Raw genomic sequence first — 24089 nt, 5'->3', positions numbered from 1 at the left:
ATTTCCGGCGTCGCGCGCGGTCGGATGACCTCGGGCAACAAGCGGATTACAAAAGATCTTTGGCGCTATTGATCAAGCCTTCGGCGATGCGTTCCGGGTTGATTTTGAGCGTACCGTCGGCAAGCGCCTGGCGGATGGCCTGGACGCGTTCCATGTTCACGTCGTTGTCGCCTTCGCTCAGGGCCTGCGAACCGGCGGAGAGGGCGACCTGCATACTCTTGGGCTGTGCGGGCACATTGTCGCCACCGGTCTGGGCGACCGGCTTGACCACGCCAGCGGCGGTGGCGTAACCCAGAGCGGACAGTTGCTTCACATTCATGTTGGTCTCGAGGAGAGGTGTGTCGATACTTTTACGGCACGAAAGCCGGAAAATTTAGCCCAAACGCTCAGAAAGTGACAACCACGGTCCCGGCGTCGCTCACCACGCCCTGGATGACCTTGCCATTGGGGATTTTGACCTCAATGGTGCCTCCGATGTCCGCGGTGGTAAGGGCTTCGCCCTGGTTTGTAACATGAAGGCCGGGTCCGCGTACCTCGATTTTGACGGTTTCGCCGCGCCGGATCGCCTGTGCGCTACGCGTGGCGCTCATGCGTACGGGCTTTCCCACCTGAATCCGGTGCGTGGTGACGCGTCCGACCAGCTGATCGGGCGTGGTCATGGCGTGATCGGGCATGCGCAGCAAATCGCCGGTCCGCGCATCCAGCATGTCTGCAGTGATGGCCTGGTTGACGCCCAGTGTCTGGGCCGCGACGTAATACGTACCGTGGATCTCGACCTTGGCTCTGACATAGACAGGCGCGGCGTTGCTATGTTGGCAGCGCACCGCGACGGTGGTGTCAGACCGGATCTTGCGTCCCGGGGGCATATACACGTGATACGCATCGCACCCCGCTAAAGACTGAGGGGCAGCCGGCGGCGTGACGTGGATGATGGGTTCGCCCTCGTATTGCTGGGCGGCGGCTTCGAACAAATACTGTTCTACCCGATCGGCAATCGCCTGGCTCAGCGCATTGGCGCCGGACTGCGCCACGGCGGGGCTCGACGTGAAACCGAATACCAGCGCGGCAGCCACCAGCACGACGCGCGCGAAGTCATGCAGAAAATGGTCACGGGGTCGGGATGTCATGCGAACAGTGTACGGCTGTGCCGAACCGGGCCAATGGCGGAAATAAGCGCGAATTCGCCGCTTGTTTGTGTCTTTGTTAAAGGGGGCGCGCTTCTATGATCCTCACCGTGCCAATGGTGTTTACGCAGAGCATTGGTGGCTGTTGTAAACCCGATCAGGCTTGGAGTGAACAGTGATAGATAAACTCGGTTCAGAGTTCAGCTTTCTACAGACGGCGGTGGCGCTGCGGCAACAGCGGATGGAGCTGTTGTCGACCAATATCGCCAACGCGGACACGCCCAACTATAAGGCCCGCGACTTCGATTTCAAGCAAGCGCTGGAAAAGGCGGTCGGAGCGAATGGTGCCTTGCCCAATACGCAGCTGACCTTGACCTCGGATCGTCATCTGCCGGGGATGGGCACCGGCCCGCTGCAGTTCGCGCCGCAGTATCGCGTGCCGTATCAGGTCAGTATGGACGGCAACACGGTCGAGATGGATGTGGAACGCATGGCCTTTGCCGATAACACCATGAAGCAGCAAGCCAGTCTGCAGTTTGTCACCGCGCGCATTCAAAGCTTGATGAGCGCGTTGAGCCCCACCACCTAAGGCGCTATCCATGACCTTGAGCATTTTTCAGATTGCGGGCTCCGCGCTTACGGCGCAGTCGCAACGTATGAACGTGTCGGCCAGCAACCTTGCTAACGCAAATAGTGTGGCCGGTCCCGATGGTCAGCCTTATCGGGCCAAGCAGGTCGTCTTTCAGGTTGACCCGCTGGGCGATGCGATGCATTTGAACCCTATCGGCGGCGTAAAGGTCGCCGGGGTAGTCGATAGCCAAGCGCCCATGCGCCGCCAGTATGACCCCAAGAACCCCGCGGCTGATCAAGATGGCTACGTCACCTTGCCGAACGTCGACGTCGTGGCCGAGACGGTCAATATGATCTCTGCCAGCCGGTCCTATCAAGCCAACGTCGAAATCGTCAATACCGCTAAAAGCCTGCTTCAGCGCACGCTGAGCATCGGCCAATAAAAGGATACGCATGACCACTGCCATTACGAATCAGGGTAATTCCAGTTCCCTGTATGCCACACAAGCCGCAGCGGCGAAAAGCGCGAACGACACGAGTCAATTGCAGGATCAGTTCCTGACCTTATTGGTCACCCAGCTGCAGAACCAGGACCCGCTGAATCCGATGGAGAACGCCGAGGTCACCTCGCAGATGGCTCAGTTGTCCACGGTCAGCGGCATTAACGAACTGAACGCCACACTGCAAGCCGTGGCCGGCCAGATCGATGTGTCGCAGTCGATGCAGACCGCCTCGTTGATCGGTAAAAGCGTGCTTGTGCCTGGCGAAAAGGTCAAAGTGGGCGAGGGTGTGGCGACGCCTTTTGGCGTGGATTTGATGAGTCCGGCCGCCAAGGTGACGACGTCTATCCTCGATGCGAGCGGCAGGGTCGTGCGCGTGATCGAACACGGTCCTCAGCCGGTCGGCGTGATGTCCGTGGCCTGGGATGGCAAGGACGACATGGGCGTGGCCGTCCCCGATGGCGCCTATACGGTCGAGGTCACGGCCAGCGATGCCTCGGGCGTCGCGGTCGCCGCCAGCGCCTTGACCTATGGTCAGGTCAACAGCATCGCCTTTACCGCGGATGGTCTGCGCATGGATCTGGGCTTGGCGGGCAATGTGCCCGTGAGCGATCTGCGCAAGGTCATGTAACTCACGCATCATTCAAATCTAGTACGAGAGAACAACATGGGTTTCGGACAAGGTCTGTCGGGTTTGAGCGCTGCGGCGCAGAATCTGGACGTCATCGGCAACAATATCGCCAACTCCGCCACGGTGGGTTTTAAATCGTCCTCGGCGTCGTTTGCCGACGTGTATGCAGCCAACTCGCGCGTGGGCCTGGGGGTACAGGTCTCGGGCATCAATCAACGTTTCTCGGTCGGCAATGTGAAGGTGACCGGCGGTCAATTCGACATCGCGATCGATGGCGCCAAGGGCCTGTTCCGCTTGCAAGAGAAGGACGGCTCGTTGGTGTATTCCCGCAATGGCGAGTTCTTTGCGGATAAAAACGGCTATATCGTCAACGCCCAGGGTCAACAATTGACCGGGTATGTGGGTGGCGCGGACAGCACCACGCTGGGCGCGCTGACCGTGCCGACGGGCAACATCGCCCCGCGGGCCACGAGCGAGGCAACGACGAAGGCCAACTTCGATGCCAATGCTCCCATTATTTCGGAAGTCGACATTCCCGAACAGCTGGGCGCCGTGACGCTCACGCCGGCGGACACGGGCGTGCCCGATGCGCCGGCTTATTATCGCGTGAGCAGCAGCGGCACCTTGTCGTGGTTCGATGCCGCTGGCAATGCGACAAGCTCGCCCGCGAACGGCAAATACACGAGCGGCAACGGCCTGCAGGTCGAGCTGACCGGCGGACAAATCATCGCGGGCTCGTTTGATACGAACGCACCCAACAATGCCTACGCCGCCGCGCAAACCGGCCGTCCGTTCTCGCCGACGGACCCTAAAAGCTATACCCACTCCTTGCCGATTCCCGTGTATGACTCGCTCGGCAATACGCACCAGTTGACGCAGTACTTCGTCAAACGCGACGGCGCCGCGGGCTTGCAAAGCCAGTGGGATGTGCACTACACGCTCGACGGTTTGCCAGTGAATGAACCCGCTGGCGGCGGGCCGGTGCAAATGGTCTTCGATAGCGCGGGCCGCATGATTTCGGCCGCCGAAACCACGATCGTGATGAACGCGCCCGGATTCGCCGGCGCGCCGGCCGAGCCCCTGGCAATTCGTTTGGATTACTCGGGTTCGACGCAATTTGGCGGCGGTTTCACGCCAAGCTTTACGCAGTCGGGCTACCCCACCGGTGAATACTCGGGGCTGTCGATCGCTGCCACGGGCGAAGTGATCGCTGCCTATACCAATGGCGAAACGCAGATCGTCGGTGTGGTCGCACTGGGCGACTTCCGCAATCTGCAGGGCCTTAAACCCGTGGGTGGCAACGCGTGGATTGAAACCTCGGAGTCGGGTCCGGTGCTGGTAGGCCGCCCGGGCGGCAACGGCCTGGCCGTGCTGAAGGGGCAGGCGCTGGAAGAATCCAACGTGGATATGAGCCAAGAACTCGTGAATATGATTGTGGCGCAGCGCACCTACCAGGCCAACGCGCAGTCCATCAAGACCCACGATCAGGTTCTGCAGACTCTCATCACGATGCGCTGACGATGGATCGGCTTATCTACATTGCGGGCGGCGGTGCGGCCCGTACGCTCGAGCATCAGGCGGCGCTGTCGAACAACATGGCCAACGTCAGCACGCCGGGCTTTCGTGCCCAGCTGGCGGCGTACCGTGCCGTGCACATCACATTGCCTGGGCAAGACGCCTCGACGACCACGCGCGTGGCGTCGGTGGCCGCGACGGCCAACAGCAAATTCGAGCAAGGCGCGATCCAGACGACTGGCCGCAATCTGGATATTGCGATTCAGGGCGATGGATGGCTCGCGGTGCAGACGCCCGAAGGCGAGGCCTATACGCGTGCCGGCGCGCTACAGCGCAACGCCGACGGGCTGCTGGTCACCGCCACGGGTCGTCCGGTGCTGTCAGCGCAAGGCGCGCCGATCGATCTGGGCGATAGCGAACGCATCGCCTTTGATCGCAATGGCGGCATCAATGCGCGTCCCGTGGGCGGCCGCCCGCGCGACGTGCAGCGCGTGGCGCAGATCAAGCTCGTCAATCCCGATCCGGCAACGCTGGTGCGCGGCGATGATGGCTTGTTCCGCTCGCTCGGCCCCAATGGTCAAGCTGTGCCTCTGCCCGCGGATCCGCAGGTACGGGTCATGGGTGGCGCGCTGGAAGGCAGCAACGTCAGCGCCGCCGAAAACATGGTCGCTCTCATCGAGAACGCGCGTCGATTCGAGATGCAGATGAAGATGATCGCCGACGCCAATCAAAACGAACAGAAAGCCAACTCGATCCTTTCACCGGGTGGCTGATCAAGTTAACAGGAGTACCCCACCATGCTGCGCGCCCTCGCCATTGCGAAAACGGGTCTGGAAGCCCAACAGACCAATATGGACGTGATTTCCAACAACCTGGCTAACGTGAACACGGATGGCTTTAAGCGCAATCGCGCCATGTTCGAGGATCTGATGTATCAGACCATGCGGCAGGCAGGATCCCAGGTGGGTGATGCCAACATGCTGCCCACGGGTCTGCAGTTGGGTACCGGCGTGCGCACGGTGGCGACCGAGCGCATTCATGCGCAAGGTGGCATGAAGAACACCGGGAACTCCCTGGACATCGCCATTCAGGGTCAAGGCTTTTTGCAGGTCGAGTTGCCTGACGGATCCTTTGCCTATACGCGCAATGGCTCTCTGCAGGTCGATGGCCAAACGGGACAGTTGGTGACGGCCGGGGGATATCCTATTCAGCCGCCCATCAACATTCCCGACAATGCGCTGTCCATCACGATTGCGCGTGACGGTCAGGTTTCGGTGACGCAGCCGGGCGCGCCTGGTATCAATGTGAACGTGGGCCAACTGCAGCTATCCACGTTCATGAATCCCGCAGGTCTGCAGAGTCTTGGCGAGAACCTGTATCTGGAAACGGATGCTTCGGGCGCTGAAAACGCGCTGCAACCGGGTATGGATGGCGCGGGTCTTATCATGCAGCAGTACACGGAAAGCTCGAACGTGAATGTGGCCGAAGAGCTGGTCAACATGATCACGACGCAGCGTGCGTACGAAATGAACAGCAAGGCGATCTCGACGTCGGATCAGATGCTGGCACGCTTGACGCAGCTGTAATCATGACTCGTGTGCGCGTGTCCTGGCACGCGCGACGAGCGTCCCAGGACCGCGTCGTTCAAACGGGGCGTGTCCCCTGCAGCGTGATGCGATGCATTTCCCGCCGCTCTCCAGGATAGTCATTGATCGCATAATGCATCGTGCAGCGATTGTCCCAAAACGCGATAGAGCCCTTGCGCCAGCGGAACCGGCACGTATTTTCCGGTTTGGACGCGTGTGCATATAGATACTGCAACAGTGGCAGGCTTTCGGCGCGTGTCATGCCTTCGAAGGCATGGGTGAACGGCTGATTGACGAACAGGCATTTCCTGCCCGTCTCGTCATGCGTGCGTACGACGGGATGTACCACATAGTTCACGCCGACGGTCTCAAGCAGTTTGGTCGAACGCGTCGCGTTGCGCGCGGCGGTATTGCCCGTCAAAAATTCGTTGGTGTGCACCGCGCGCATTCCTTCCAGTTGCTGTTTCAGTCCATCAGACAGCGTCTCGTACGCGCGATACAGGTTGCACCATAAGGTGTCGCCACCGACTGCGGGCACCTCGCGTGCGTAGAGCACCGATCCCATGGGTGGCGTTTCCTGATAGGTTTCATCCGTATGCCACGTATCGCCGATGATGTCGCGGTCGGTGGGCTCTTTGATCACGGGCATGATCTCCGGATGGCTGTCGAGCGTCTTGTACACCGGGCTTTTGCTGATGGCGCCGAACTGGCGCACAAAGGCGATCTGCTGCTCCTTGGTGAGCGTCTGGTCCCGAAAAAAGATCACGCAATGATCGAGCAGGCACTGGCGAATCTGCGCCAGCATTTCAGGCGTCAGCGGTTTAGAGACGTCGACCCCGTGAATTTCAGCGCCTATGGTCCCAGTGAGTTTGATAATTTCCATGTCGACTCCACTCTTTCTTTTTTGCCCAAAAACGGGTGTGAGCGGTCAGTATAATTACCAAAAAATTGACACGTCTAATACTGTTTTTCTGGTGAATTAATAGGTTTTCGCGAACTATGATCGATGCGAGACGCTTGCGTTATTTCGTGGCGGTGGCAGAGGAACAGCACTTTAGCCGTGCGGCCGAACGCCTCGGTATCAGCCAGCCACCGCTGACCGAGCATGTGCGCGCGTTGGAACACGAGCTGGGCACGTCGCTGTTTCAACGCACCACGCGCAGCGTCACGCTGACCGAGGACGGACAAAACTTTCTGCCGCATGCGCGCCGTATCCTCGCCGATATCGACCGCTGCGCGGAAGTCATTCGCGACGCCCGTTGGAAAAAGATGCGTACGCTACGCGTGGGAATGCTGCACGCCTACGCCTATACGTTCCTGCCCAAACTGCTGTCGACTTGGGCGCGCACCGCGCCGGATATCCGCCTGAGCCTGCTCGAACACGCGACGCAAGATCAGACAGCAACGGTGCTGGCTGGCGAGGTCGATATCGCTTTCGTGCGCGAGCCTGTTCAGGATCCCATGTTGACAGTGCAGAGACTGTTCTCGGAACCCTATTGGATAGCGTTACCCGAGCGCTGGGAGATCGCCGCGCAGCGCAAGATCTCGCTTGAACATTTGAACGGTCGCCGCATGATCGGTTTTCCCAGCCATCATGCGAGCGGCAGTACACGCGCGCTGTTTCGCGATGTGTTTATCAAGCATAAGGTCAAGACAGCCGATTTTCTACAGGTCAAGACGATGCACGCCGCTCTGGCGTTGGTGGCGGCGGAGCAGGGGTTTTGTCCTGTGCCGCAGTCGCAGTGTGATCTGAAGCTCTACGGCGTCAAATATCGCCCGTTCGCCGAGGTCATCCCACAGCTCTCGGTGGGCATCGCATACCGCCACGCCATGCAAGATGATATCGCGCGTGGATTTATCGATTTCTGCGTCGGTTATTTTCAGAATAAGTAACGGTTTTTCCTCTTGAGTTCGCGGATTTATAGGAAAACCAAAGAAATCAAAGCCTGAAATTGTATTGGTCACTGCTGTTGGCCGATGCTAAATTTTTGTCTCCAAAACCACGCAGAATGGGCGCTGTGCTTCGGTATGAAGCGCGCGGCTATCACTACTAGAGTCGATATCCGGATGCTGCGGTCCGAAGAACTCGGGAGACAGAGCGAGATGGAGATCAAGAGAGGTTTTGCCTGGCCGCAACTATGCATGGCGATCGGTGCGAGTGTCGTCACCCTGACCGCGAGCGCACAATCCCCGCAAGAATGGCCCAGTCATCCGATCACGTGGGTGGTGGGTTACGCGCCTGGGGGCTCCACCGATGTCGTGGCGCGCACCATAGCCAAGAAAGTCTCGGAGGACCTCGGCCAGCCCATCGTTGTACAAAATCGGCCGGGCGCCAATAGCAACATCGGTGCGGTGTCGGTGTTACGCGCTGGTTCCGACGGCTATACCTTATACGTGGGCTCGGGTGCGAATGCGATCAACCGGACGCTGTACTCGAATCCGGGCTATGACATCGCAAAGGACTTTTCCGCCGTCGCGTTATTCGGGACGGTATCAAACCTTTTGGTAGTGAATCCCGATCTGCCGGTGCGCACGGTCGGCGAATACATCGAGTATGCGAAGAAAAATCCCGGCAAACTGACTTGTGGGTCGTCGGGCCCCGGCTCGAGCATCCACATGTCCTGCGAGCTGTTCAAGATCGAAACCGGAACGGACATCATGCATGTCCCGTTCAACGGCAGCGGACCCGCCATGACCGCGCTACTGGGTGGGCAGGTGGATTCCATTTTCGAGAATATGCCTACCGTGATGCCGAATGTGCAGGCCGGCAAGCTGCGTGCGCTGGGCGTGACGAGTCCGGATCGATGGCTCACGGCGCCTGATATCCCAACGTTGCGCGAGTCTGGGGTGCCAAATTTTTCAGTCGTCACCTGGTTCGGCCTGTTCGCTCCAGCCCAGACCAATAGTGACATCGTCACCAAGATGAACAAAGCCATTAACGTTGCATTGCAAGACGCATCGACTCGGGATGTGCTGACGCAGCGTGGCCTGCAGGTGCCACCCCAACCCAACCCGCCGGGCGAATTTGCGCAGCGGGTCAAAGCCGATGTCGAAAAATGGGCAACCGTCGTGCGTCAATCCGGCGCGAAGGCCGACTGACTACGATGAAGCAGACGTCTCGCCGTATTACTCTGATCACCGGTGCAAGCCGCGGCATAGGGTTGTCTATCGCCACGCGTTTGGCCGCTGACGGTCATCATGTGATCGGTCTGGCGCGAACGGCGCCGGATCGCGCCTTTCCAGGAACATTTATATCCGTGGATCTCGCCGATGCCCAGGCGACAGATGCGGCTTTAAGTGAACTAGCTCGCGCGTACGAAATTGACAGCGTCGTCAATAACGCGGGACTGACGACTTCGAGCACGTTGGAGGAGACGTCGGTCGCGGAACTGGATCGTATCCTCGCCATCAATGTGCGCGCTCCCCTGCAATGCGTACAGGCGTGTCTGCCTTCCATGATTCGATCTGGCCAAGGTGCGATTGTCAACATCGCCAGCCGCGCGGCGCTTGGCATGCCCCGTCGCAGCGCCTATTCCGCTGCAAAGAGCGGCCTGATGGGTTTTACGCGGACATGGGCACTGGAACTCGGTAAGCATGGCATTACGGTGAACACCGTCTCGCCCGGGCCCGTAGAGACCGAGCTGTATCGCAATAACAATCCGATGACCCCGGAACAGCGCGAACAGCTCGAAAGCCGTATTCCGTTGCGCCGGCTTGGGCAACCCGAAGATATCGCGGGTGCGATTGCCTTTTTTCTGTCCGCAGATTCGCGTTTTATCACCGGTCAGACGCTGTACGCTTGCGGTGGCCTTTCCATCGGAGCCGCGCCGCTATGAAGCCACATCTGAATGCAGCGGGACGCTCTTATGTCGCGCTCATAACCGGCGCCGCGGGCCAGATTGGCTACGCCATCGCAACGCGTCTCGCCGAGGACGGCTACCGCGTCGTACTCGTGGATCGGGCCGACGCGGTTCACCGCTGTGCGACGCAGCTAAAGACCGCCGGCCATCAGGCGATGAGTGTGGAAATTGACATCACAGACCCGCAAGCAGTCGCCGGCCTGCCCGCTCAGCTGGGGCCATGGTGGGACGATTTGGCGGTCCTCATCAACAATGCGGGAATTTCGCCGAAGACCCAGGGTGCCAAGCGTAAAGTGATCGACATGCCTTTGGACGAATGGCAACAAGTCCTCGCCGTCAATCTGACGGGCATGTTTCTCGTCACCCGAACGTGTTTACCCGCGATCCAGCGACAGGGCTGGGGGCGCATCGTCATGATTGCCAGCCAAGCCGCACGCACGCGCACGCATGTGCCAGGCGCGCACTATCAAGCTACCAAGGCGGGGATGGTGGCGTTCGCGCGCGTGCTCGCGGCCGAGGTCGCGCCTTACGGCGTCACCGTGAATAGCGTGGCTCCCGGGCGGATTCGCACCGACATGACGGCGGCCGTCAGTGATACGGTCAATGGAAACCTCGCCAGCGCCATTCCCGCAGGTCGTATGGGCCTGCCGCAAGAGGTCGCGGCGGGTGTGGCGTATCTCGTGTCGCCCGACGCAGCCTATTCGACCGGTTCGATACTCGATATCAATGGCGGCAGCTTCATGCCGTAGCGGTAGGCGGGGGAGGCAGGTGGCGTAGCACCTGCCTGCTGCATTATTTATAAAAATGATGGTGGCCTCAAGCACATGTGATTGGACCCGTACCTCGAATTCATCTTCAATGATGATCCTCAACCGGAGGTACATCAGTGAACAGTTCAGCACAATCCCAAGCGCTTCATGATCGGTCCATCGTTATTGACGGTCTGATTTATTTCAGTGATGGCGACGCCAGTGACCTATTGGCGGGCGGCGTTACGGCAGCGAACGTCACCGTGTCGGATTACCGCGCCGACCCGCAACGCGCGTTCGACGAAGTCTGCGAATGGCGGGAGCGCCTGCGTCAGCCGGGCTGTCCATGGAAGCTGGTGCTTAACGCCGAAGATATCGTGGCGGCGAAAGCGCAAGGGAAGGTAGGTCTGATCATGGGTTGGCAAAGCATGCGGCCCATCGAGGACCGGATTGAACGGATCGAGGCTTTTGCCGCGCTTGGCGTACGCGTCATGCAGCTGACCTATAACGAGGCCAACTATATCGGCGACGCCTGTCTGGAGGCTCGCAACAGTGGCCTGACCAACTTCGGTATCGAGGCTATCGCGCGCATGAACGAAGTCGGCGTGGCCGTGGACTTGAGCCACTGTGGCGAGCAGACGACTTTGGACGCCGCCAAGTATTCCAAAAAGCCCGTACTTTTGACTCACGCCAACGCCTCCGCACTGCAACCACGCAAGCGCAACAAGTCGGATGAAGCCATCAAGGCCGTGGCCAATTCTGGCGGCATGATCGGGATCAGCGTACACGGATTCCTGAATTGGGAAGGCGATCCGCAGCGTCCGCCGTCCATGGAAGGATTCATCAACAACGTTAAGCACGTGGGCAAGCTCGTGGGCTATGACCACGTCGGCATCGGCACCGACTATCCGAGCGTGCGCTCCTACGATGCCGTGCGTCACGTGATTGAAATGGGTGAGAAGTTCTACGCCAAGAGCGGCGGCGACTTCTCGCGCGCCTTCGGCCATTCCGTCAAGGCGCGATATCCCGAAGGCTTTGACTCAGCCCGCAAGATGAGCAATATCACTGCGGCGCTGCTCGATGCCGGCATCAATGAAAGCGACGTCGAGAAAATCATCGGCGGCAATTTCCTGCGGATTCTGGGCGAAATTTGGGGCGGCTAACGCGCTGGCCGAGGGATCAATCATGAGTCTGATTACTAAGTATTTTCGGCGCGGTCTGGCAACGGTGTGCGGCGCCGTCATCGGCGCATCGCTTCTGGCGGTGTCGCCAGCGGTCGAAGCGTCTCCGGATTTTCCAGCTAAACCCATTCGGCTTATCGTCGCCTATCCGCCCGGGGGCAGCACGGATATCACCGCGCGGATTGTCGCTGAACGCATGGGAGCCCTGTTGGGTACCAGTGTGGTGGTCGAAAATCTGGGCGGCGCCAGCGGCACCATCGGTGCCGCCAAGGTCGCCCGTACGACGCCAGACGGCTACGAGCTACTGTTTGGCTCTTCGCCCGAGTTGACCATCACGCGTTTCACGAACAAAGGTCTGCCCTACGATTCGCTCAAGGATTTCACCCCCTTGACGCTCATCGCGAAGGTTCCCTATGTTCTGACGGTCAGGGATTCGTTGCCCGCTAAAACGCTGTCTGAATTCATCGCGCTGGCAAAGGAGCAACAGGGAAAACTGACTTTTGCCTCTACCGGTGTAAACACCACCGCGCATTTGATCAGCGAAGTTTTAAAGCGCGACGCGGATATTGATTTCCTGCAGGTGCCCTACAAAGGCAGCGGTCCGGGAATGATGGACCTGCAAGCGGGGCACGTCGATTTCACCATCGATACGCTGACCGCTTCGATGGTGGCCGCACAATCGGGCCGTGTGCGTATCCTCGCGATCGCAACGCCGGAACGCTCCGAGATCGCTCCAGAAATCCCGACCTTCGACGAAAGCGGCATGCCAGACTTCGTGCGGGGAACCTGGTTCGGCATTCTGGCGCCCGCGGCCACGCCGGATGCGGTTAAGGAAAAAATCGCAAAGGCGGCACGCGAGGTGATGGCATCGGAAGATGTGCGCGAAACGCTGCGCAAACGCGGCGTCATGGCCGCCGGCGGGCCACCGCAAGAGTTCGTGGACCTCATCAACTCGGAAATCGAGGGCTGGTCGTTCTTGGGTAAGCAGTAACGCAGCCGCGCCGCCATGGCCGAGCGCCACGGCGGCGCGCTGTATGGACCAATCACGTCAACCGGGTCGGCTCGGTTTTCTCGTGCGTGGTCCCGTTCTTGACGCACCGTACCAAGCTATGGCGCAGCCAACGGTGTGGCGGAACATCGTCGTTACGGCGGTGCCACACCAGCTTCACTTGATTGCCGGGGATCGGTACCGGCGTCTCGGTGACGTGGAGCCTGCCGGAGTAGCGGCTGTTCTCCACCAATTTGCGCGGCAACAGCGCCAGCAGATCGGTTTCCGAAACGATGCGTGGTGCGATGCTGATTTGATTCAAAGTCAGTGCGATTTGCCTGCGTATGCCGTAGCCTTCCAGATGCCCTTCGATGGCGCTGGTGCCGCTAGCCGATACACTGATGCGCAGGTGCTTGGCTGTCGAAAATGCCTCCACGGTCATGGGCTTTTGCGCCAGCGGATGGTCTTTGCGCATCACGCATACATACGGGATGACTTCGATGACCATGTTGGGGAATTCTTCCGGGATATTGGGCAGTATTCCTGCGGCCACATCTATTTCGCCTTCACGCAGCATTTCCTCAAGGCGGTCCATCGCATAGGGACAGAGGCTAAGCGAGACGTGAGGGGCTTCGCGTAGAAGGTACTTGATAAACGGCGCCAGCAGAAAATGATGCGCGTAATCGGAAGCCGCGATCCGGAAGGTTGCCGAGGACAATCTGGGATCAAAATCGTTGTGCAAACGGATACGGTTGACTTCGCGTATCGCTGCCCGAAGATTCGGCCATATCAGTTCGGCACGCGCGGTGGGCGCGACACCGCCCAGGTGCCGTACGAACAGTTCATCCTTGAACTCGGTGCGGAGTTTGGCCAAGGCGTTGCTCACGGCCGATTGTGAAATGCATAGGCGTTCGGCCGCGCGGGTGACGTTGCGCTCCTGCATCACGGCATCGAAAACCTTCAGTAAGTTCAGATTCATGACACATCGATTGAAAATCTACGTCCGCCCGCTACAACTTTGACCTGACGCCGCGCAACGCTAAAGCTAGACGCCAAACGACACCGCCATCAGGAGAATCGGGCAGGCGTGAATGGTCGCATCTCAACGGTATCCCGTCCCGCGACCACACTTTCCGCGACCATGCGCCCCGTGACGGCGGCAAAGGTCAAACCCAGGTGACCATGCCCCAGCGCCAGTGTAACGGCGGGTTGGCCGGGCACGCGCCCCATGATGGGCAGCGAATCGGGCATGGAGGGACGAGCGCCTATCCATTTGGACAAGACCTTCAAGCGCTTGCCCAACATGGTGGCGACGTCGTTTTCCAATAGCGCGTACAGATCCTCATTTGGAGGCTCATCGGGCGAGGCAAATTCCGCAATGCCGGCCGCGCGGATACCACCGCGCATGGGCGTGAGGTATACCGATTTCTCCAACCATGCCACCGGTCGGTTGAGCTGCACGGTGGCACCGTCGAGCATCAAGTGGTAGCCGCGTTCGCTAACGAGAGGTAGTCGACACCCCAAGCCGGCGGATAACCGCGCGCCCTCGACGCCGGCGCACACGATCACATGGTCAAATGCATGCGACCTTCCGTCGGCCATGAGCGAGCAGCTATCGCGAGACGCATTGATGGTATGGATTTGCGCCTGCAAAAATTGGCCGCCCTGGCTGACGAAGTGCTCGGCGTAATGGACACAAAGGGCATGCGGGTCTAGCGTAAAGCGAGCATCTGGGTAGTAGACGCCACCCGCATGAAAGGGGCCGATGCCCGGCTCCATGGCCGCTGCGTCCGCCGCATTCAAGCGCATGGCGTGCGCGCCCAGGCGCTCGCGCAGGCCTATATGGCCCGCGAGCGCTCGTTCGAGTCCTTCGGCGCTCGAACTGAGCGAGAGCACCCCATCGTCGCGCACGAGTGAAGTAGCCCCTGTCATCGTCACCAGCGTATAGGTGTCGTCCGATGCCGTCTGCTGCAGTTGAGTCAGCGCGACACAGCCCGCCTCGAACCGCGATGGTGTACAGGCCCTGGCAAACTCGGTGGCGTAGCGCCATAGGTTGGGCAAGTAGTCGCGCCGCACGGCGATGGGGCTTGTTTTGTCGCGCAATGCGAAGGGCAGTTGTTTGAGCTGCTTCCAGCTCGTGTACGGCACGCGTGAGAACTCCGCGAATACGCCGGCGTTGCCGAAAGACGTGCCGCTGCCTGGGGCCGCACGGTCGATCAGCGTGACTTGCCGAATGCCGGCACGCTGCAACCATAGCGCGGTCGAAAGCCCGACGATGCCCGCGCCAATCACTCCAACTCGTAAGGCTTCGCTCATACTCTCGTTGCGCGGTGTAGAAACTGCTTTATAGATGGATCCGCCGCAGGCGCGCTGCGGTGGGAGAGTTCCGCGCCAGTTGGCCCAGACGGAACTCTCCTTCAGCCCACGGCTTACTTCTTGTTTTCCGCCAAGCCTAGCTTCTTGACGATCTCGCCTTCCAGCGCAAACTGCTCGCCGGCGTATTTAGCGTAGTCCTCGGTGTTCATGTAGTTCTCTTGCATGCCGAACTGAAACAGCGCGTCCTTGAACGCTTGGGTGTCAGCGACCTGCTTGAACACATCATGCAGTTTTTTGACGACCGCGGGGTCCATGCCCTTGGGGCCGATGATGCCCATGGGAGCAAAGATCGGCGGCGTACCGTCAACTTCTTCCAACGTGGGCGTGTCGGGGAACTGCGGCGCACGCTTTGCGCCCCAGGTCACCAGCATGCGCATTTTGCCGGAGTTGACCATGGGCAATACCGTGGTCGAGCCCGCATACACGTCGAGGAAGCCACCCACGACCGCCGGGATCACTTCGGATTCGCCCTTGAAGGGGATGTGCCGCCATTTGATGCCGTGACGCGAGGCGGTTTCTTCCATCATCACGTTGGAGAAACTGCCTACGCTCGCGGTACCGTAGGTAATCTTTTCGGGATTGGCCTTGGCGTACTCCACCAGATCCGAGAAGGTCTTGAACGGCGAGTCTGCCAGGACGGCCGCACCCACGGTGTAGCCAGCCAGCGCCACGATGTAAGTGAAGTCCTTCAACGGGTCGTAGCCCACATCCGCGATGTGCGGCATGCGCAGCGTCGGGCTGAGGATCACGCCCAATGTATAGCCATCGGGCTTGGCGCCAACCATTGCCTTGGAGCTGAGCGTAGCGCCTGCGCCGCCACGGTTTTCCACGATGATGGTTTGGCCGAGAATGGGTTCCGAGAGTTCGGCCAGACGGCGCGCCACCATATCGGTGGAACCGCCGGCGTTATACGGCACGATCAATCGTATCGGGCGGTTCGGGTACGCGTCATTCGCAGCGGCAGGGGCCGCGGCAAACAGGGCCGAGACGGCGATCACACTAGCAAGGCATTTCGATAACAGCTTCATACATTCCTCTTAGGGTTGCTGCGCGGACTATTTCGCAACCGACCAGATGTCGTTGAATGCGCGCTGGAAATTGCCTCCGAGCACGCCTTCGATCTGGCCAGCGGTCAAGCCGGCTTGTTCCAACGCTTCGGTAATGCGGGGGAACTGAGCGGGGGTGGGGATTTCTACGGGATAGCGCGCTTCCATCACATCGCCAAACGCGCTGGAGAAGTCGCCGCCCGAGGCAGCGTACTTGGTGCGCGACATGACCATGACGTGACGCACGGCTTCGTACGTTTCGACAGACGGATAATCGGTGCCGATGCCGACATGCTCGTAGCCGACCAGATTGCCGATGTGCTTGATGTTGGCGACGAAGTCTTCCATGGTCGGACGCTGACCGGCCTTGCCGCGCCAGAGCAGATAGGCGTGGATGCTGCAACCAATCACGCCGCCGGTATCGGCCACGGCGCGGATCACGTCGTCGGATTTGTTACGCGGGCGCACGATGATGGCGTTGGCGTTGGCATGCGTGAGCAACACGGGCTTGGTGCTATGTTGTGCGGCATCCAGGCAGGTTTGCGGTGCGCAATGGCTCAGATCGATCGCGATACCGACGCGATTCATTTCTTTCACCATTTCGATGCCCAGCATGGACAGGCCCGCATTGCGCTTTTCCAGGCAACCGTCGCCGATCAGGTTGGCCTCGTTGTAGGTCAGCTGAATGACACGCAGACCCAGGGTGTGGAACAGTTTGACGCGATCGATCTGGTCGCCCAGCGGCTTGGCGTTTTGCCAGCCCATGATGAGTCCCAGCTTGCCCTGTTGCTTGGCGCGTACGATGTCCTCGGTTTGTTCGACCAACACCCAGGAGCTGGAAGGATCCAACGCGCGCTCGCGCCAGGTCACGGCATCACGCAACGCCTCTTCAAAGCCGGCGCTCATTTCGGTGACGGTGAGGTTAATTGCGCTGACGCCACCGGCCAACATGTCGCGAGTGTCGCCGTCGCTGAAGAAGACCAGGCCGTCGATGACAACGGAGTTGCGGTGCAAGGCTTCGGATGATGTGGTCATAAAAATAACTCCTGCTATGCGGACGGGGGATGGTCCCCGACAGTAGATTGATTAAAAGCGGCCCAGGCGGAATGCGCCCATATCGATGGCGGGCCGATTGCCCATGATCAGATCCTTCATGACCTCTCCGACAGCCGGGCCAATGCCGAATCCGTGACCGGAAAAGCCCGAGGCGAGGTAGAAACCGGGTACGGTGTCCACGGCAGAGATGACAGGCAATGCATCCGGCGTGACATCCATATATCCGGCCCAAGATTGCGCGACCTGCGCCTGGCCTAGGATGGGAAATGCCTGAGTGGCATTGCGCCATGCTTGCTTAAGCCCCAGCTTCGAGGGCTTAGGATCCAGAATTCGTGTCTTCTCGAAGGGGCTCACCTGGTCTAGCGCAAAGCGACGAGGCGTGGCGAGCTCTTCAAAGAACCGTTTGCCAATACGCAGCCGGACAAAATCGCGATTGCGCAGCCAGGTCTGCAGGAAATGCCCCATCAGGCGGAAATTGTCCGGGACCAGATCCGCCATCGATGCCCCGAATTGGGAAATGGTGTAGCCCCCGTCGCTGCGCTTGCGGCACGTAAAGTTCTTGCCGTTGATCGCGGCCGTGGGGCCCTCGGGCAGGGCGGTGGTGCGTAACACCGACCCGCGGACTTTGAGTTGTGGGAACTCGACGTCCATATTGCCGCAGAAGAGCCGTGACCAGGCTCCCCCTGCGAGCAAGGCGGACGGAGCCGTGACGACTCCGCGCTCGGTGACGATGGCGCTGAGTTTGCCGCCGCTTTGTTCGATCCCCCGCACGGCGCAGTTCTCGAAGATGAGGGCGCCGGCGTCTTGAGCGAGTTCTGCGATGCGCTGCGCGGCCACGGTGGGCTCGGCCACGCCGTCAGACGCGCTGTACATCGCGCCAGACCAGCCGCGCGGCGAGGCGGGGATCAGCGACGACAGCGCGGAAGCCTCGATCAGGCTGGCCTCCACTCCATATTGGCGCACACTTTGCAGCCAGCGATAGTGCTGCTGCATATCGGCGTCGGTCTCCTGCAGATACAACATCCCGGTTGTACGAAAGCCGACATCTTTCTGTGCCTGGATGTCTTGCCACAGTTGCTTGGCGCGCATGGCCAGCGGCACCTCGACCGGGTCACGGCCTAGTGTTCGCACCCAGCCCCAATTGCGCGACGACTGCTCGGCGCCTATGCGGCCCTTTTCGAACAGCGCTACCCGCAGACCTTCCTTGGCCAGTGCGTAGGCGGTGCACACGCCTATGATCCCGCCGCCGATAATGGCCACCTCGACCGAGGACGGAAGCTGTTCCGGTGCTCGAAAATTTGACATGAACTATCGCTCTTCGATAAATTAATTTGTTATTCGATATATTTATACCTGTATAGTGCTGTGTAGCGCAATTAGGAATTGACCCATGGCGAATCCAGCTCTGCTTATCCAGTCGTTAGAAAAAGGTTTGTCCGTACTAGAGTGCTTTCGCGATTACGAAACGCTAGGGCTGCAAGAGATCGCGAACGTCGCGGGCATCACGCTCGGCTCGGCACAGCGCGTTGCTTATACGCTCGAGCATGCGGGGTATCTGACGAAGGATCCGCAAACCAAGCGATATCGTGTCAGTGTCAAGGCCGTGGGCTTGGGGTATAGCTATTTGCGATCCGGAGCCTTGCTACAGCAAGCGCATTCCGTGATGCATCAGTTGAACCAGGCATGCGGAGAGGTGGTGAACCTGTCGGTGCCTGACAACTGCAATCATATGGTGTTTGTCATGCGGGTCGCGCCCGCTAAAACCATTCCGCTGTATATGCCGGTGGGCACGCGGCTGCCGTGTCATGCCACCGCCTCGGGCCGCGCGATTTGGTCCGCCTTGCCTGGCGCGGCGCTCGAGGAAAAGCTGGCTGCGCTGGCGGCGACACATACGGAAGTGCAGCCGGGCATGAGTGTTGACGATCTGCGCGGGCTGATTCAGCAAGCGCGAGCGGACCTATACGCCTACGCCGACGAAGCCTTCTATGTGGGCGATATCAACGTCGCCGCCGCGATCAAGGGGCAGGACGGCGAACCCATCGCGTCGATCAATATTTCCGTACCCAAACTGCGTTGGACACTCGAGCGCGCGCGGGCGGAATTGGGGCCCTTGGTGGTCGAGGCCGCACGCGCCATCAGCCGATAAGTCCACGCGCGGTCCGGCCACCTGCGAGGCCGCGCTTACCGGTTAGAACCGTAAACTACCGGCCTTTTGCGGCCTTGTTCATCGGATCGCAGAGCGGGGGCGATTTCTACAATCGTTACCTCCCCAAGCTTTGTTCTCGATCTGGAATGAACCGTCTCGTCAGCTTTCTGGTCCTTGGCGCATGTCTTATCGTAAGCGGCTGCGCACTGGTGCCGCCAGAACCTGTCGTCACCGGGCCGTTGACGGCGGCGCCTCCGTCGCCGCAAGCGCTGGCGGCGCAAAGCGAGCCCAACGGTTCGATTTTTCAGCCCACGTCTTACGGTAATTTCCCGCTGTTCGAGGATCGTCGCCCGCGCAACGTCGGTGATGTGGTGACCGTGGTGATCCAGGAAAAAACCAATGCGGCCAAGAACGTCTCGACCACGACCAATCGCGACGGCAGCGCATCGCTAGGCTTAGACGCCGTACCGAAATTCTTCCCGCCTGGCATGGGCCCGGATCAGTCCTTTGAGATGTCGGGCGATAACGACTACCAAGGCAAGGGATCGTCAAGCGCGGCGAATAACTTCAGCGGCACCATCACGACGACGGTGATCGCCGTATTGTCCAACGGCAATTTGCAAATTGCCGGCAATAAGGAAATGGCGATTAATCGCGGCAGCGAGTATGTGCGCTTCTCGGGCGTGGTGGATCCGCGATCGATTACCGGCTCGAATACGGTGCTGTCTACGCAGGTCGCCGATGCGCGGATCGAGTACCGCAGCAAAGGCACCATGGCCGAGGTCCAGGAAATGGGCTGGCTGCAGCGCTTTTTCCTGAATATTTCTCCGTTCTAAAGGCACAGAGCCATGATTGCATCGCAACCGAATCGAGTCATGCGGATCGCTGTCGCCTTGATCGCAGGGCTCGCGTTATTGGGCGCGCCCTCCGCCTATGCCGAACGGCTAAAGGACCTGGCCAGCATCCAGGGCGTGCGCGACAATCCGTTGGTCGGCTATGGACTGGTGGTCGGGCTGGATGGCAGTGGCGATCAGGTGCGCCAGACGCCGTTTACCCAGCAGAGTCTGACCAATATGCTCTCGCAGCTGGGCGTGACGCTGCCACAGGGCACCAATATGCAGCTCAAGAACGTGGCTGCCGTGATGGTGACCGCCCAATTGCCGGCCTTCGCACAGCCCGGTCAAAATATTGATGTGGTGGTGTCCTCCATGGGGAACGCCAAGAGCCTGCGCGGCGGCACGCTGCTGATGACGCCTTTAAAGGGGGCCGACAATCAGGTGTATGCGCTCGCGCAAGGCAACATTCTGGTGGGTGGCGCCGGCGCGCAAGCCGGTGGCTCCAGCGTGCAGGTCAACCAGCTAAATGGGGGGATCATCTCCAATGGCGCGGTGGTCGAACGCACCGTTCCCACCCAGGTCAACCGGGACGGCATCATCCGTCTGGAGCTCAACGATACCGACTTCGGCACGCTGGAGAACGCTGTTTATGCCATCAATGTCGCGATGGGGCCCAATACCGCCATGGCGGCCAATGGTCGCGTAATCGAGGTGCGGGCGCCGCGCGACGCGCAAAACCAAGGGGCATTCCTGGCCCGCTTGCAGAACATCGATGTCAAACGCGCGGCAGCACGCGCCAAGGTCATTATCAATGCGCGTACGGGTTCGGTGGTGATGAATCAGACCGTCACGCTCGATCAGGCGGCGGTCGCCTATGGCAGTCTGTCCGTGGTCATCGACCAGAGCGTGGCCGTATCGCAACCCGATACGCCCTTTGGGGGCGGCCAGACGGTGGTAGCACCCACCACGCGTATCGGCATGGAATCGCAACCCGGCAAGCTTAAGGAAGTCAAAACCAGTGTCAAACTCACCGATGTGATCAAGGCGCTCAATTCGCTGGGGGCTTCTCCGCAGGAATTGCTATCGATCCTGCAGTCGCTAAAGAGCGCCGGATCGCTGCGCGCTGATCTCGAAATTATCTAAGCGAGTTTTCGTCGTATGTCTTTCACGCCTTACACGCCACGCCCTGGCACTGCGGGCAGGGGCGCGTCCTTTGTCTTTGACACGAGCACGTTGGATAAGATCAAGAAAGGTCTGTCCGACGATCCCTCCGCCAACAGCAAAGAGAGCGAGCTGGCGGTCGCTCGGCAGTTCGAGGCGCTATTCATCCAACAGCTGCTAAAGCAAGCTAGGCAAAGTAGCCTAGATAGCGGCCTGTGGAATAGCGATCAGACCAAGATGATCCAGAGCATGGGCGACGAGCAAATGGCCCTGGAACTGGCGTCGGGCCAAGGCATGGGGTTATCCGCCGCGCTCGTCGAGCTGATGAACGTCAACAAGCCGCAGGCGTCAGGCGAATCCAAGCCCGTTGACCCCGTCGTAGGCAAATCGACTCGGTTGCCGCAGCATCGATCCAGTATGCCGCTGGATGGCCCCAATGTGGCGGGCTCGATTTCGGAGTTGCTCGATCTATTGGAAAACGGCGTACAAAAAACGGTCAGCACGGCCAAGCGCATCGTCTCTCGGATCGAACCGGTACAAGACGCGGCGGACAAGGTCTCGGCCTTTGTACGCAGAATGGGCGACGCCGCGGCCGCAGTGGCACAGAAAAGTGGTATTCACACCGAGTTGATTCTCAGTCAGGCGGCGCTGGAATCCGGCTGGGGCCAACGCGAGATACGCAGCGAAAACGGCCAACCTAGCCATAACCTCTTTGGCATCAAGGCCACCGGCAATTGGAATGGCAAGGTCGTGAATGTCACGACCACCGAGTTTGTCGATGGCGTACCGCGCAAAGTCGTGCAGCCTTTCCGGGCCTATGACTCGTATGAAGAGTCCTTGCACGACTACGCACGGCTGCTCACCGAAAACCCGCGCTACGAAGCCGTAAAACAAGCACCGAATGCGCAGCGTGCGGCCATCGAGGTACAGAAAGCCGGTTACGCCACAGACCCCCAATATGCTGAAAAGCTCATCGGAATCATGGCGTATTTCAAGCCGACACAATAAACGCATGCGGTCTGGCTAAAGTTTTCCGGATCGGTGCCGATAAAGAGTAGTAGGTGTGTCGGCCGTCTCCTCAGCGGCTGGCATGCCCCCCAGACGTATAGAGAAAACCATGAACCTGTCCCAACTTGGCTTGTCCACCATGAACGCCGCGCGTGCTCGCCTGATCACGGCCGGGCATAACATCAACAACGCCAATACGCCGGGATATAGCCGCCAGTCGGTCATTGTCTCGACGGCGGGCGCGACGGCAACGGGCGGTGGCTTTCTCGGACGCGGCGTGCAGATCGATACGGTACGTCGGTCGTATGACACATTTTTGAGCAACCAGTTTGTCAGCGCGCAGAGCAAGGGCGCAATGCTGGCGGCTTATGGCAATCAAGTCGGTCAGATCAACAATCTGATCGCGGACAACACGGTTGGCATCTCGCCCGCCATGCAGAAGTTTTTCGACGGGATTCAGGCCGTGGCGAGCACGCCCGCCGATCCGGCGGCACGCCAGGAGTTATTGGGCCGCACGCAGAGCATGGTGGGTCAGTTCAATGAGATGAACACCTTTCTGAATAATCAGCGCAACGATGTGAATGGCCAGGTCCAGACCGTCGTGACGCAGATTAATTCGCATCTGCATCGCGTGGCCGAGCTGAACAAGCAGATCGAGATCGCGAAAGGTTCAACTGGCCAGGTGCCGAACGATTTGCTCGATCAGCGCGATCAAGAGGTCGCCGACCTGAATCTGTTGGCCAGGGTCAATGTGCTCGAACACAACGGTCAATACACCCTGACCATCGGCAACGGCCAGCTGGTGGTGTCCGGTGCCGATGCCTATGGCTTGACCGCAAAGCCGTCGGACGCAGACCCGCGCAACATGTCGGTCTACGTCAGCGTGCCAGCAGGCAACGGCGAGGCGCTGATCGAGTTGGACGCTGGTTTGATCCAGGGTGGCTCGCTGGCGGGACTGCTGACCTATCGCGACGAGAATCTCGATGCTGTGCAACGCCAGCTGGGGCAGCTGGCAACGGGCCTTGCGCTTGCCATGAATGCCCAGCAGATTCAGGGTCTGGATTTAACGGGTAAGCCTGGGACGCCGATGTTTCTGTTCGGCCAGCCCGATCAGGTTGCCAATGCGCAAAACCGCGGTACGGGCCAACTGACCGCCTCCATTAATCCGGATGGCGCTGGCGATTTACGCGCTTCGGACTACGACATTAAATTCGATGGCGCCAATTTCCGCGTGACGCGTCAGCCCGACGATGTGCAGGTATTTTTCGGTGCATCGCTCGATAACGCGCAGATCGATGGCATGACGGTTTCGGTCGGTGGTGCCCCCTTGGCGGGCGACAGCTGGAAGCTTATGCCCACGCGTGACGCCGGGGGCAAGCTTCAAGTGGCCCTCGCCACTCCCGACCAGTTCGCGGCCGCCTCGCTCGAAGGCGGCTCGGCCAACGGCGACAACATGCTCGCTTTGGCAGCGTTACAGACCGCCAAGATCCTGGGCGGGGGCACGATGAACTTCAACGAGTCGTACTCGCAGATCGTCAACAAGGTCGCCGTTCATACGCAACAAAACAGCGCAGAAGCCAAGGCTCAGGCCGCCTTGATCGAGCAGTCTTACTCGGCGCAGCAAGCCGTGTCGGGCGTCAACCTCGATGAGGAATACGTGAACCTCGACCGGTTCCAAGAACAATATGTGGCGGCTTCCAAGCTGATCGAAATCAGCGCTTCGCTGTTTGACACGTTGATCGGCATCCGCGCTTAA

General features: G+C 59.7%; 25 protein-coding genes. 17 read left to right on the top strand and 8 right to left on the bottom strand.

Translation table 11 applies throughout. From position 1 onward, the window contains the following. Positions 1-46: 46 nt before the first annotated feature. Together flgM and flgA are read right to left on the bottom strand one after the other, a co-directional pair. The gene (gene flgM, locus GOQ25_RS00480; RefSeq protein ID WP_160348474.1) at positions 47-319 is read right to left on the bottom strand and encodes a flagellar biosynthesis anti-sigma factor FlgM; all 273 of its coding nucleotides are present in this window, start codon (positions 317-319) and stop codon (positions 47-49) included. 67 nt (positions 320-386) lie between these two features. After that, on the bottom strand, positions 387-1127 hold the full coding sequence (gene flgA, locus GOQ25_RS00475; RefSeq protein WP_160348473.1) for a flagellar basal body P-ring formation chaperone FlgA: 741 nt from the start codon (positions 1125-1127) through the stop codon (positions 387-389). 172 nt (positions 1128-1299) lie between these two features. Between flgA and flgB the strand changes: the two genes are divergently transcribed. Genes flgB through flgG form a run of 6 tightly spaced genes read left to right on the top strand, consistent with a single transcriptional unit; the run spans position 1300 to position 5926 of the window. After that, complete coding sequence (flgB, locus tag GOQ25_RS00470; protein WP_160348472.1) at positions 1300-1713, top strand: flagellar basal body rod protein FlgB; 414 nt, start codon at positions 1300-1302, stop codon at positions 1711-1713. 10 nt (positions 1714-1723) lie between these two features. Beyond that, entirely contained in the window at positions 1724-2137 is a 414-nt protein-coding gene (gene flgC / locus GOQ25_RS00465; protein WP_160348471.1) for a flagellar basal body rod protein FlgC, read from the top strand. A 10-nt stretch (positions 2138-2147) separates the two neighbouring features. Continuing rightward, complete coding sequence (locus GOQ25_RS00460; RefSeq protein WP_160348470.1) at positions 2148-2825, top strand: flagellar hook capping FlgD N-terminal domain-containing protein; 678 nt, start codon at positions 2148-2150, stop codon at positions 2823-2825. Between the two features lie 36 nt (positions 2826-2861). After that, on the top strand, positions 2862-4343 hold the full coding sequence (locus GOQ25_RS00455) for a flagellar hook-basal body complex protein (RefSeq protein WP_160348469.1): 1482 nt from the start codon (positions 2862-2864) through the stop codon (positions 4341-4343). A 2-nt stretch (positions 4344-4345) separates the two neighbouring features. After that, on the top strand, positions 4346-5113 hold the full coding sequence (gene flgF / locus GOQ25_RS00450) for a flagellar basal-body rod protein FlgF (RefSeq protein WP_160348468.1): 768 nt from the start codon (positions 4346-4348) through the stop codon (positions 5111-5113). Positions 5114-5137: 24 nt separating this feature from the next. Continuing rightward, complete coding sequence (flgG, locus tag GOQ25_RS00445; protein ID WP_160348467.1) at positions 5138-5926, top strand: flagellar basal-body rod protein FlgG; 789 nt, start codon at positions 5138-5140, stop codon at positions 5924-5926. 58 nt (positions 5927-5984) lie between these two features. Here flgG and GOQ25_RS00440 read toward each other — a convergent pair whose 3' ends face one another. Then, positions 5985-6809, bottom strand: a complete 825-nt coding sequence (locus GOQ25_RS00440; RefSeq protein ID WP_160348466.1) for a TauD/TfdA family dioxygenase — start codon at positions 6807-6809, stop codon at positions 5985-5987. A gap of 116 nt (positions 6810-6925) precedes the next feature. Here GOQ25_RS00440 and GOQ25_RS00435 point away from each other — a divergent pair, with 116 nt between their 5' ends. The 6 genes from GOQ25_RS00435 to GOQ25_RS00410 all read left to right on the top strand — a co-directional run bounded on the left by GOQ25_RS00435 (position 6926) and on the right by GOQ25_RS00410 (position 12707). Next, a complete protein-coding gene (locus tag GOQ25_RS00435; RefSeq protein ID WP_160348465.1) occupies positions 6926-7819 on the top strand; it encodes a LysR family transcriptional regulator in 894 nt (297 codons plus the stop codon). 210 nt (positions 7820-8029) lie between these two features. Beyond that, complete coding sequence (locus GOQ25_RS00430; RefSeq protein WP_236844426.1) at positions 8030-9025, top strand: tripartite tricarboxylate transporter substrate binding protein; 996 nt, start codon at positions 8030-8032, stop codon at positions 9023-9025. Between the two features lie 5 nt (positions 9026-9030). Continuing rightward, positions 9031-9762 (top strand): SDR family oxidoreductase, encoded by a 732-nt coding sequence (locus tag GOQ25_RS00425; RefSeq protein WP_236844425.1) that lies wholly within the window; start codon positions 9031-9033, stop codon positions 9760-9762. Between the two features lie 8 nt (positions 9763-9770). Then, positions 9771-10535: an SDR family NAD(P)-dependent oxidoreductase gene (locus GOQ25_RS00420; RefSeq protein WP_160348549.1), complete on the top strand. Its 765-nt coding sequence runs from the start codon at positions 9771-9773 to the stop codon at positions 10533-10535. 137 nt (positions 10536-10672) lie between these two features. Continuing rightward, the gene (locus GOQ25_RS00415; protein ID WP_160348463.1) at positions 10673-11698 is read left to right on the top strand and encodes a membrane dipeptidase; all 1026 of its coding nucleotides are present in this window, start codon (positions 10673-10675) and stop codon (positions 11696-11698) included. Between the two features lie 22 nt (positions 11699-11720). Continuing rightward, a complete protein-coding gene (locus GOQ25_RS00410) occupies positions 11721-12707 on the top strand; it encodes a tripartite tricarboxylate transporter substrate binding protein (protein ID WP_160348462.1) in 987 nt (328 codons plus the stop codon). A 52-nt stretch (positions 12708-12759) separates the two neighbouring features. Here the strand turns inward: GOQ25_RS00410 and GOQ25_RS00405 are convergent, their stop codons facing one another. The 5 genes from GOQ25_RS00405 to GOQ25_RS00385 all read right to left on the bottom strand — a co-directional run bounded on the left by GOQ25_RS00405 (position 12760) and on the right by GOQ25_RS00385 (position 18487). Continuing rightward, positions 12760-13683, bottom strand: a complete 924-nt coding sequence (locus GOQ25_RS00405) for a LysR family transcriptional regulator (RefSeq protein ID WP_160348461.1) — start codon at positions 13681-13683, stop codon at positions 12760-12762. 89 nt (positions 13684-13772) lie between these two features. Then, the gene (locus tag GOQ25_RS00400; RefSeq protein WP_160348460.1) at positions 13773-15020 is read right to left on the bottom strand and encodes an FAD-binding oxidoreductase; all 1248 of its coding nucleotides are present in this window, start codon (positions 15018-15020) and stop codon (positions 13773-13775) included. A 113-nt stretch (positions 15021-15133) separates the two neighbouring features. Continuing rightward, positions 15134-16108: a tripartite tricarboxylate transporter substrate binding protein gene (locus tag GOQ25_RS00395; protein ID WP_160348459.1), complete on the bottom strand. Its 975-nt coding sequence runs from the start codon at positions 16106-16108 to the stop codon at positions 15134-15136. 27 nt (positions 16109-16135) lie between these two features. Further along, positions 16136-17161, bottom strand: a complete 1026-nt coding sequence (locus GOQ25_RS00390; protein WP_160348458.1) for a dipeptidase — start codon at positions 17159-17161, stop codon at positions 16136-16138. Between the two features lie 51 nt (positions 17162-17212). Next, positions 17213-18487 (bottom strand): FAD-binding oxidoreductase, encoded by a 1275-nt coding sequence (locus GOQ25_RS00385; protein WP_160348457.1) that lies wholly within the window; start codon positions 18485-18487, stop codon positions 17213-17215. Between the two features lie 85 nt (positions 18488-18572). On the opposite strand from GOQ25_RS00385, the gene GOQ25_RS00380 reads away from it, so the two are divergent. The 5 genes from GOQ25_RS00380 (at position 18573) to flgK (ending at position 24089) form a co-directional block, all read left to right on the top strand. Further along, a complete protein-coding gene (locus GOQ25_RS00380) occupies positions 18573-19328 on the top strand; it encodes an IclR family transcriptional regulator (protein ID WP_160348456.1) in 756 nt (251 codons plus the stop codon). Positions 19329-19474: 146 nt separating this feature from the next. Further along, the gene (locus GOQ25_RS00375) at positions 19475-20164 is read left to right on the top strand and encodes a flagellar basal body L-ring protein FlgH (protein ID WP_160348455.1); all 690 of its coding nucleotides are present in this window, start codon (positions 19475-19477) and stop codon (positions 20162-20164) included. Positions 20165-20203: 39 nt separating this feature from the next. Further along, positions 20204-21307: a flagellar basal body P-ring protein FlgI gene (locus GOQ25_RS00370; protein WP_202109270.1), complete on the top strand. Its 1104-nt coding sequence runs from the start codon at positions 20204-20206 to the stop codon at positions 21305-21307. A gap of 15 nt (positions 21308-21322) precedes the next feature. Beyond that, on the top strand, positions 21323-22333 hold the full coding sequence (flgJ, locus tag GOQ25_RS00365) for a flagellar assembly peptidoglycan hydrolase FlgJ (protein ID WP_160348453.1): 1011 nt from the start codon (positions 21323-21325) through the stop codon (positions 22331-22333). Between the two features lie 109 nt (positions 22334-22442). Then, on the top strand, positions 22443-24089 hold the full coding sequence (gene flgK / locus GOQ25_RS00360) for a flagellar hook-associated protein FlgK (RefSeq protein WP_160348452.1): 1647 nt from the start codon (positions 22443-22445) through the stop codon (positions 24087-24089).

The organism is Bordetella sp. 15P40C-2 (assembly GCF_009763235.1).
GTDB lineage: Bacteria > Pseudomonadota > Gammaproteobacteria > Burkholderiales > Burkholderiaceae_B > Bordetella_A.
The sequence above is the reverse complement of the archived record's forward strand: the minus strand, read 5'-3'. Positions and strand labels throughout refer to the sequence as shown.

Bases quoted from the DNA above. Each gene is read 5' to 3' on its own strand.
- flgM (WP_160348474.1), bottom strand. From the start codon at position 319: ATGAATGTGAAGCAACTGTCCGCTCTGGGTTACGCCACCGCCGCTGGC.
- flgA (WP_160348473.1), bottom strand. From the start codon at position 1,127: ATGACATCCCGACCCCGTGACCATTTTCTGCATGACTTCGCGCGCGTC.
- flgC (WP_160348471.1), top strand. From the start codon at position 1,724: ATGACCTTGAGCATTTTTCAGATTGCGGGCTCCGCGCTTACGGCGCAG.
- GOQ25_RS00460 (WP_160348470.1), top strand. From the start codon at position 2,148: ATGACCACTGCCATTACGAATCAGGGTAATTCCAGTTCCCTGTATGCC.
- GOQ25_RS00455 (WP_160348469.1), top strand. From the start codon at position 2,862: ATGGGTTTCGGACAAGGTCTGTCGGGTTTGAGCGCTGCGGCGCAGAAT.
- flgF (WP_160348468.1), top strand. From the start codon at position 4,346: ATGGATCGGCTTATCTACATTGCGGGCGGCGGTGCGGCCCGTACGCTC.
- flgG (WP_160348467.1), top strand. From the start codon at position 5,138: ATGCTGCGCGCCCTCGCCATTGCGAAAACGGGTCTGGAAGCCCAACAG.
- GOQ25_RS00440 (WP_160348466.1), bottom strand. From the start codon at position 6,809: ATGGAAATTATCAAACTCACTGGGACCATAGGCGCTGAAATTCACGGG.
- GOQ25_RS00435 (WP_160348465.1), top strand. From the start codon at position 6,926: ATGATCGATGCGAGACGCTTGCGTTATTTCGTGGCGGTGGCAGAGGAA.
- GOQ25_RS00430 (WP_236844426.1), top strand. From the start codon at position 8,030: ATGGAGATCAAGAGAGGTTTTGCCTGGCCGCAACTATGCATGGCGATC.
- GOQ25_RS00425 (WP_236844425.1), top strand. From the start codon at position 9,031: ATGAAGCAGACGTCTCGCCGTATTACTCTGATCACCGGTGCAAGCCGC.
- GOQ25_RS00410 (WP_160348462.1), top strand. From the start codon at position 11,721: ATGAGTCTGATTACTAAGTATTTTCGGCGCGGTCTGGCAACGGTGTGC.
- GOQ25_RS00405 (WP_160348461.1), bottom strand. From the start codon at position 13,683: ATGAATCTGAACTTACTGAAGGTTTTCGATGCCGTGATGCAGGAGCGC.
- GOQ25_RS00400 (WP_160348460.1), bottom strand. From the start codon at position 15,020: ATGAGCGAAGCCTTACGAGTTGGAGTGATTGGCGCGGGCATCGTCGGG.
- GOQ25_RS00395 (WP_160348459.1), bottom strand. From the start codon at position 16,108: ATGAAGCTGTTATCGAAATGCCTTGCTAGTGTGATCGCCGTCTCGGCC.
- GOQ25_RS00390 (WP_160348458.1), bottom strand. From the start codon at position 17,161: ATGACCACATCATCCGAAGCCTTGCACCGCAACTCCGTTGTCATCGAC.
- GOQ25_RS00385 (WP_160348457.1), bottom strand. From the start codon at position 18,487: ATGTCAAATTTTCGAGCACCGGAACAGCTTCCGTCCTCGGTCGAGGTG.
- GOQ25_RS00380 (WP_160348456.1), top strand. From the start codon at position 18,573: ATGGCGAATCCAGCTCTGCTTATCCAGTCGTTAGAAAAAGGTTTGTCC.
- GOQ25_RS00375 (WP_160348455.1), top strand. From the start codon at position 19,475: ATGAACCGTCTCGTCAGCTTTCTGGTCCTTGGCGCATGTCTTATCGTA.
- GOQ25_RS00370 (WP_202109270.1), top strand. From the start codon at position 20,204: ATGCGGATCGCTGTCGCCTTGATCGCAGGGCTCGCGTTATTGGGCGCG.
- flgJ (WP_160348453.1), top strand. From the start codon at position 21,323: ATGTCTTTCACGCCTTACACGCCACGCCCTGGCACTGCGGGCAGGGGC.
- flgK (WP_160348452.1), top strand. From the start codon at position 22,443: ATGAACCTGTCCCAACTTGGCTTGTCCACCATGAACGCCGCGCGTGCT.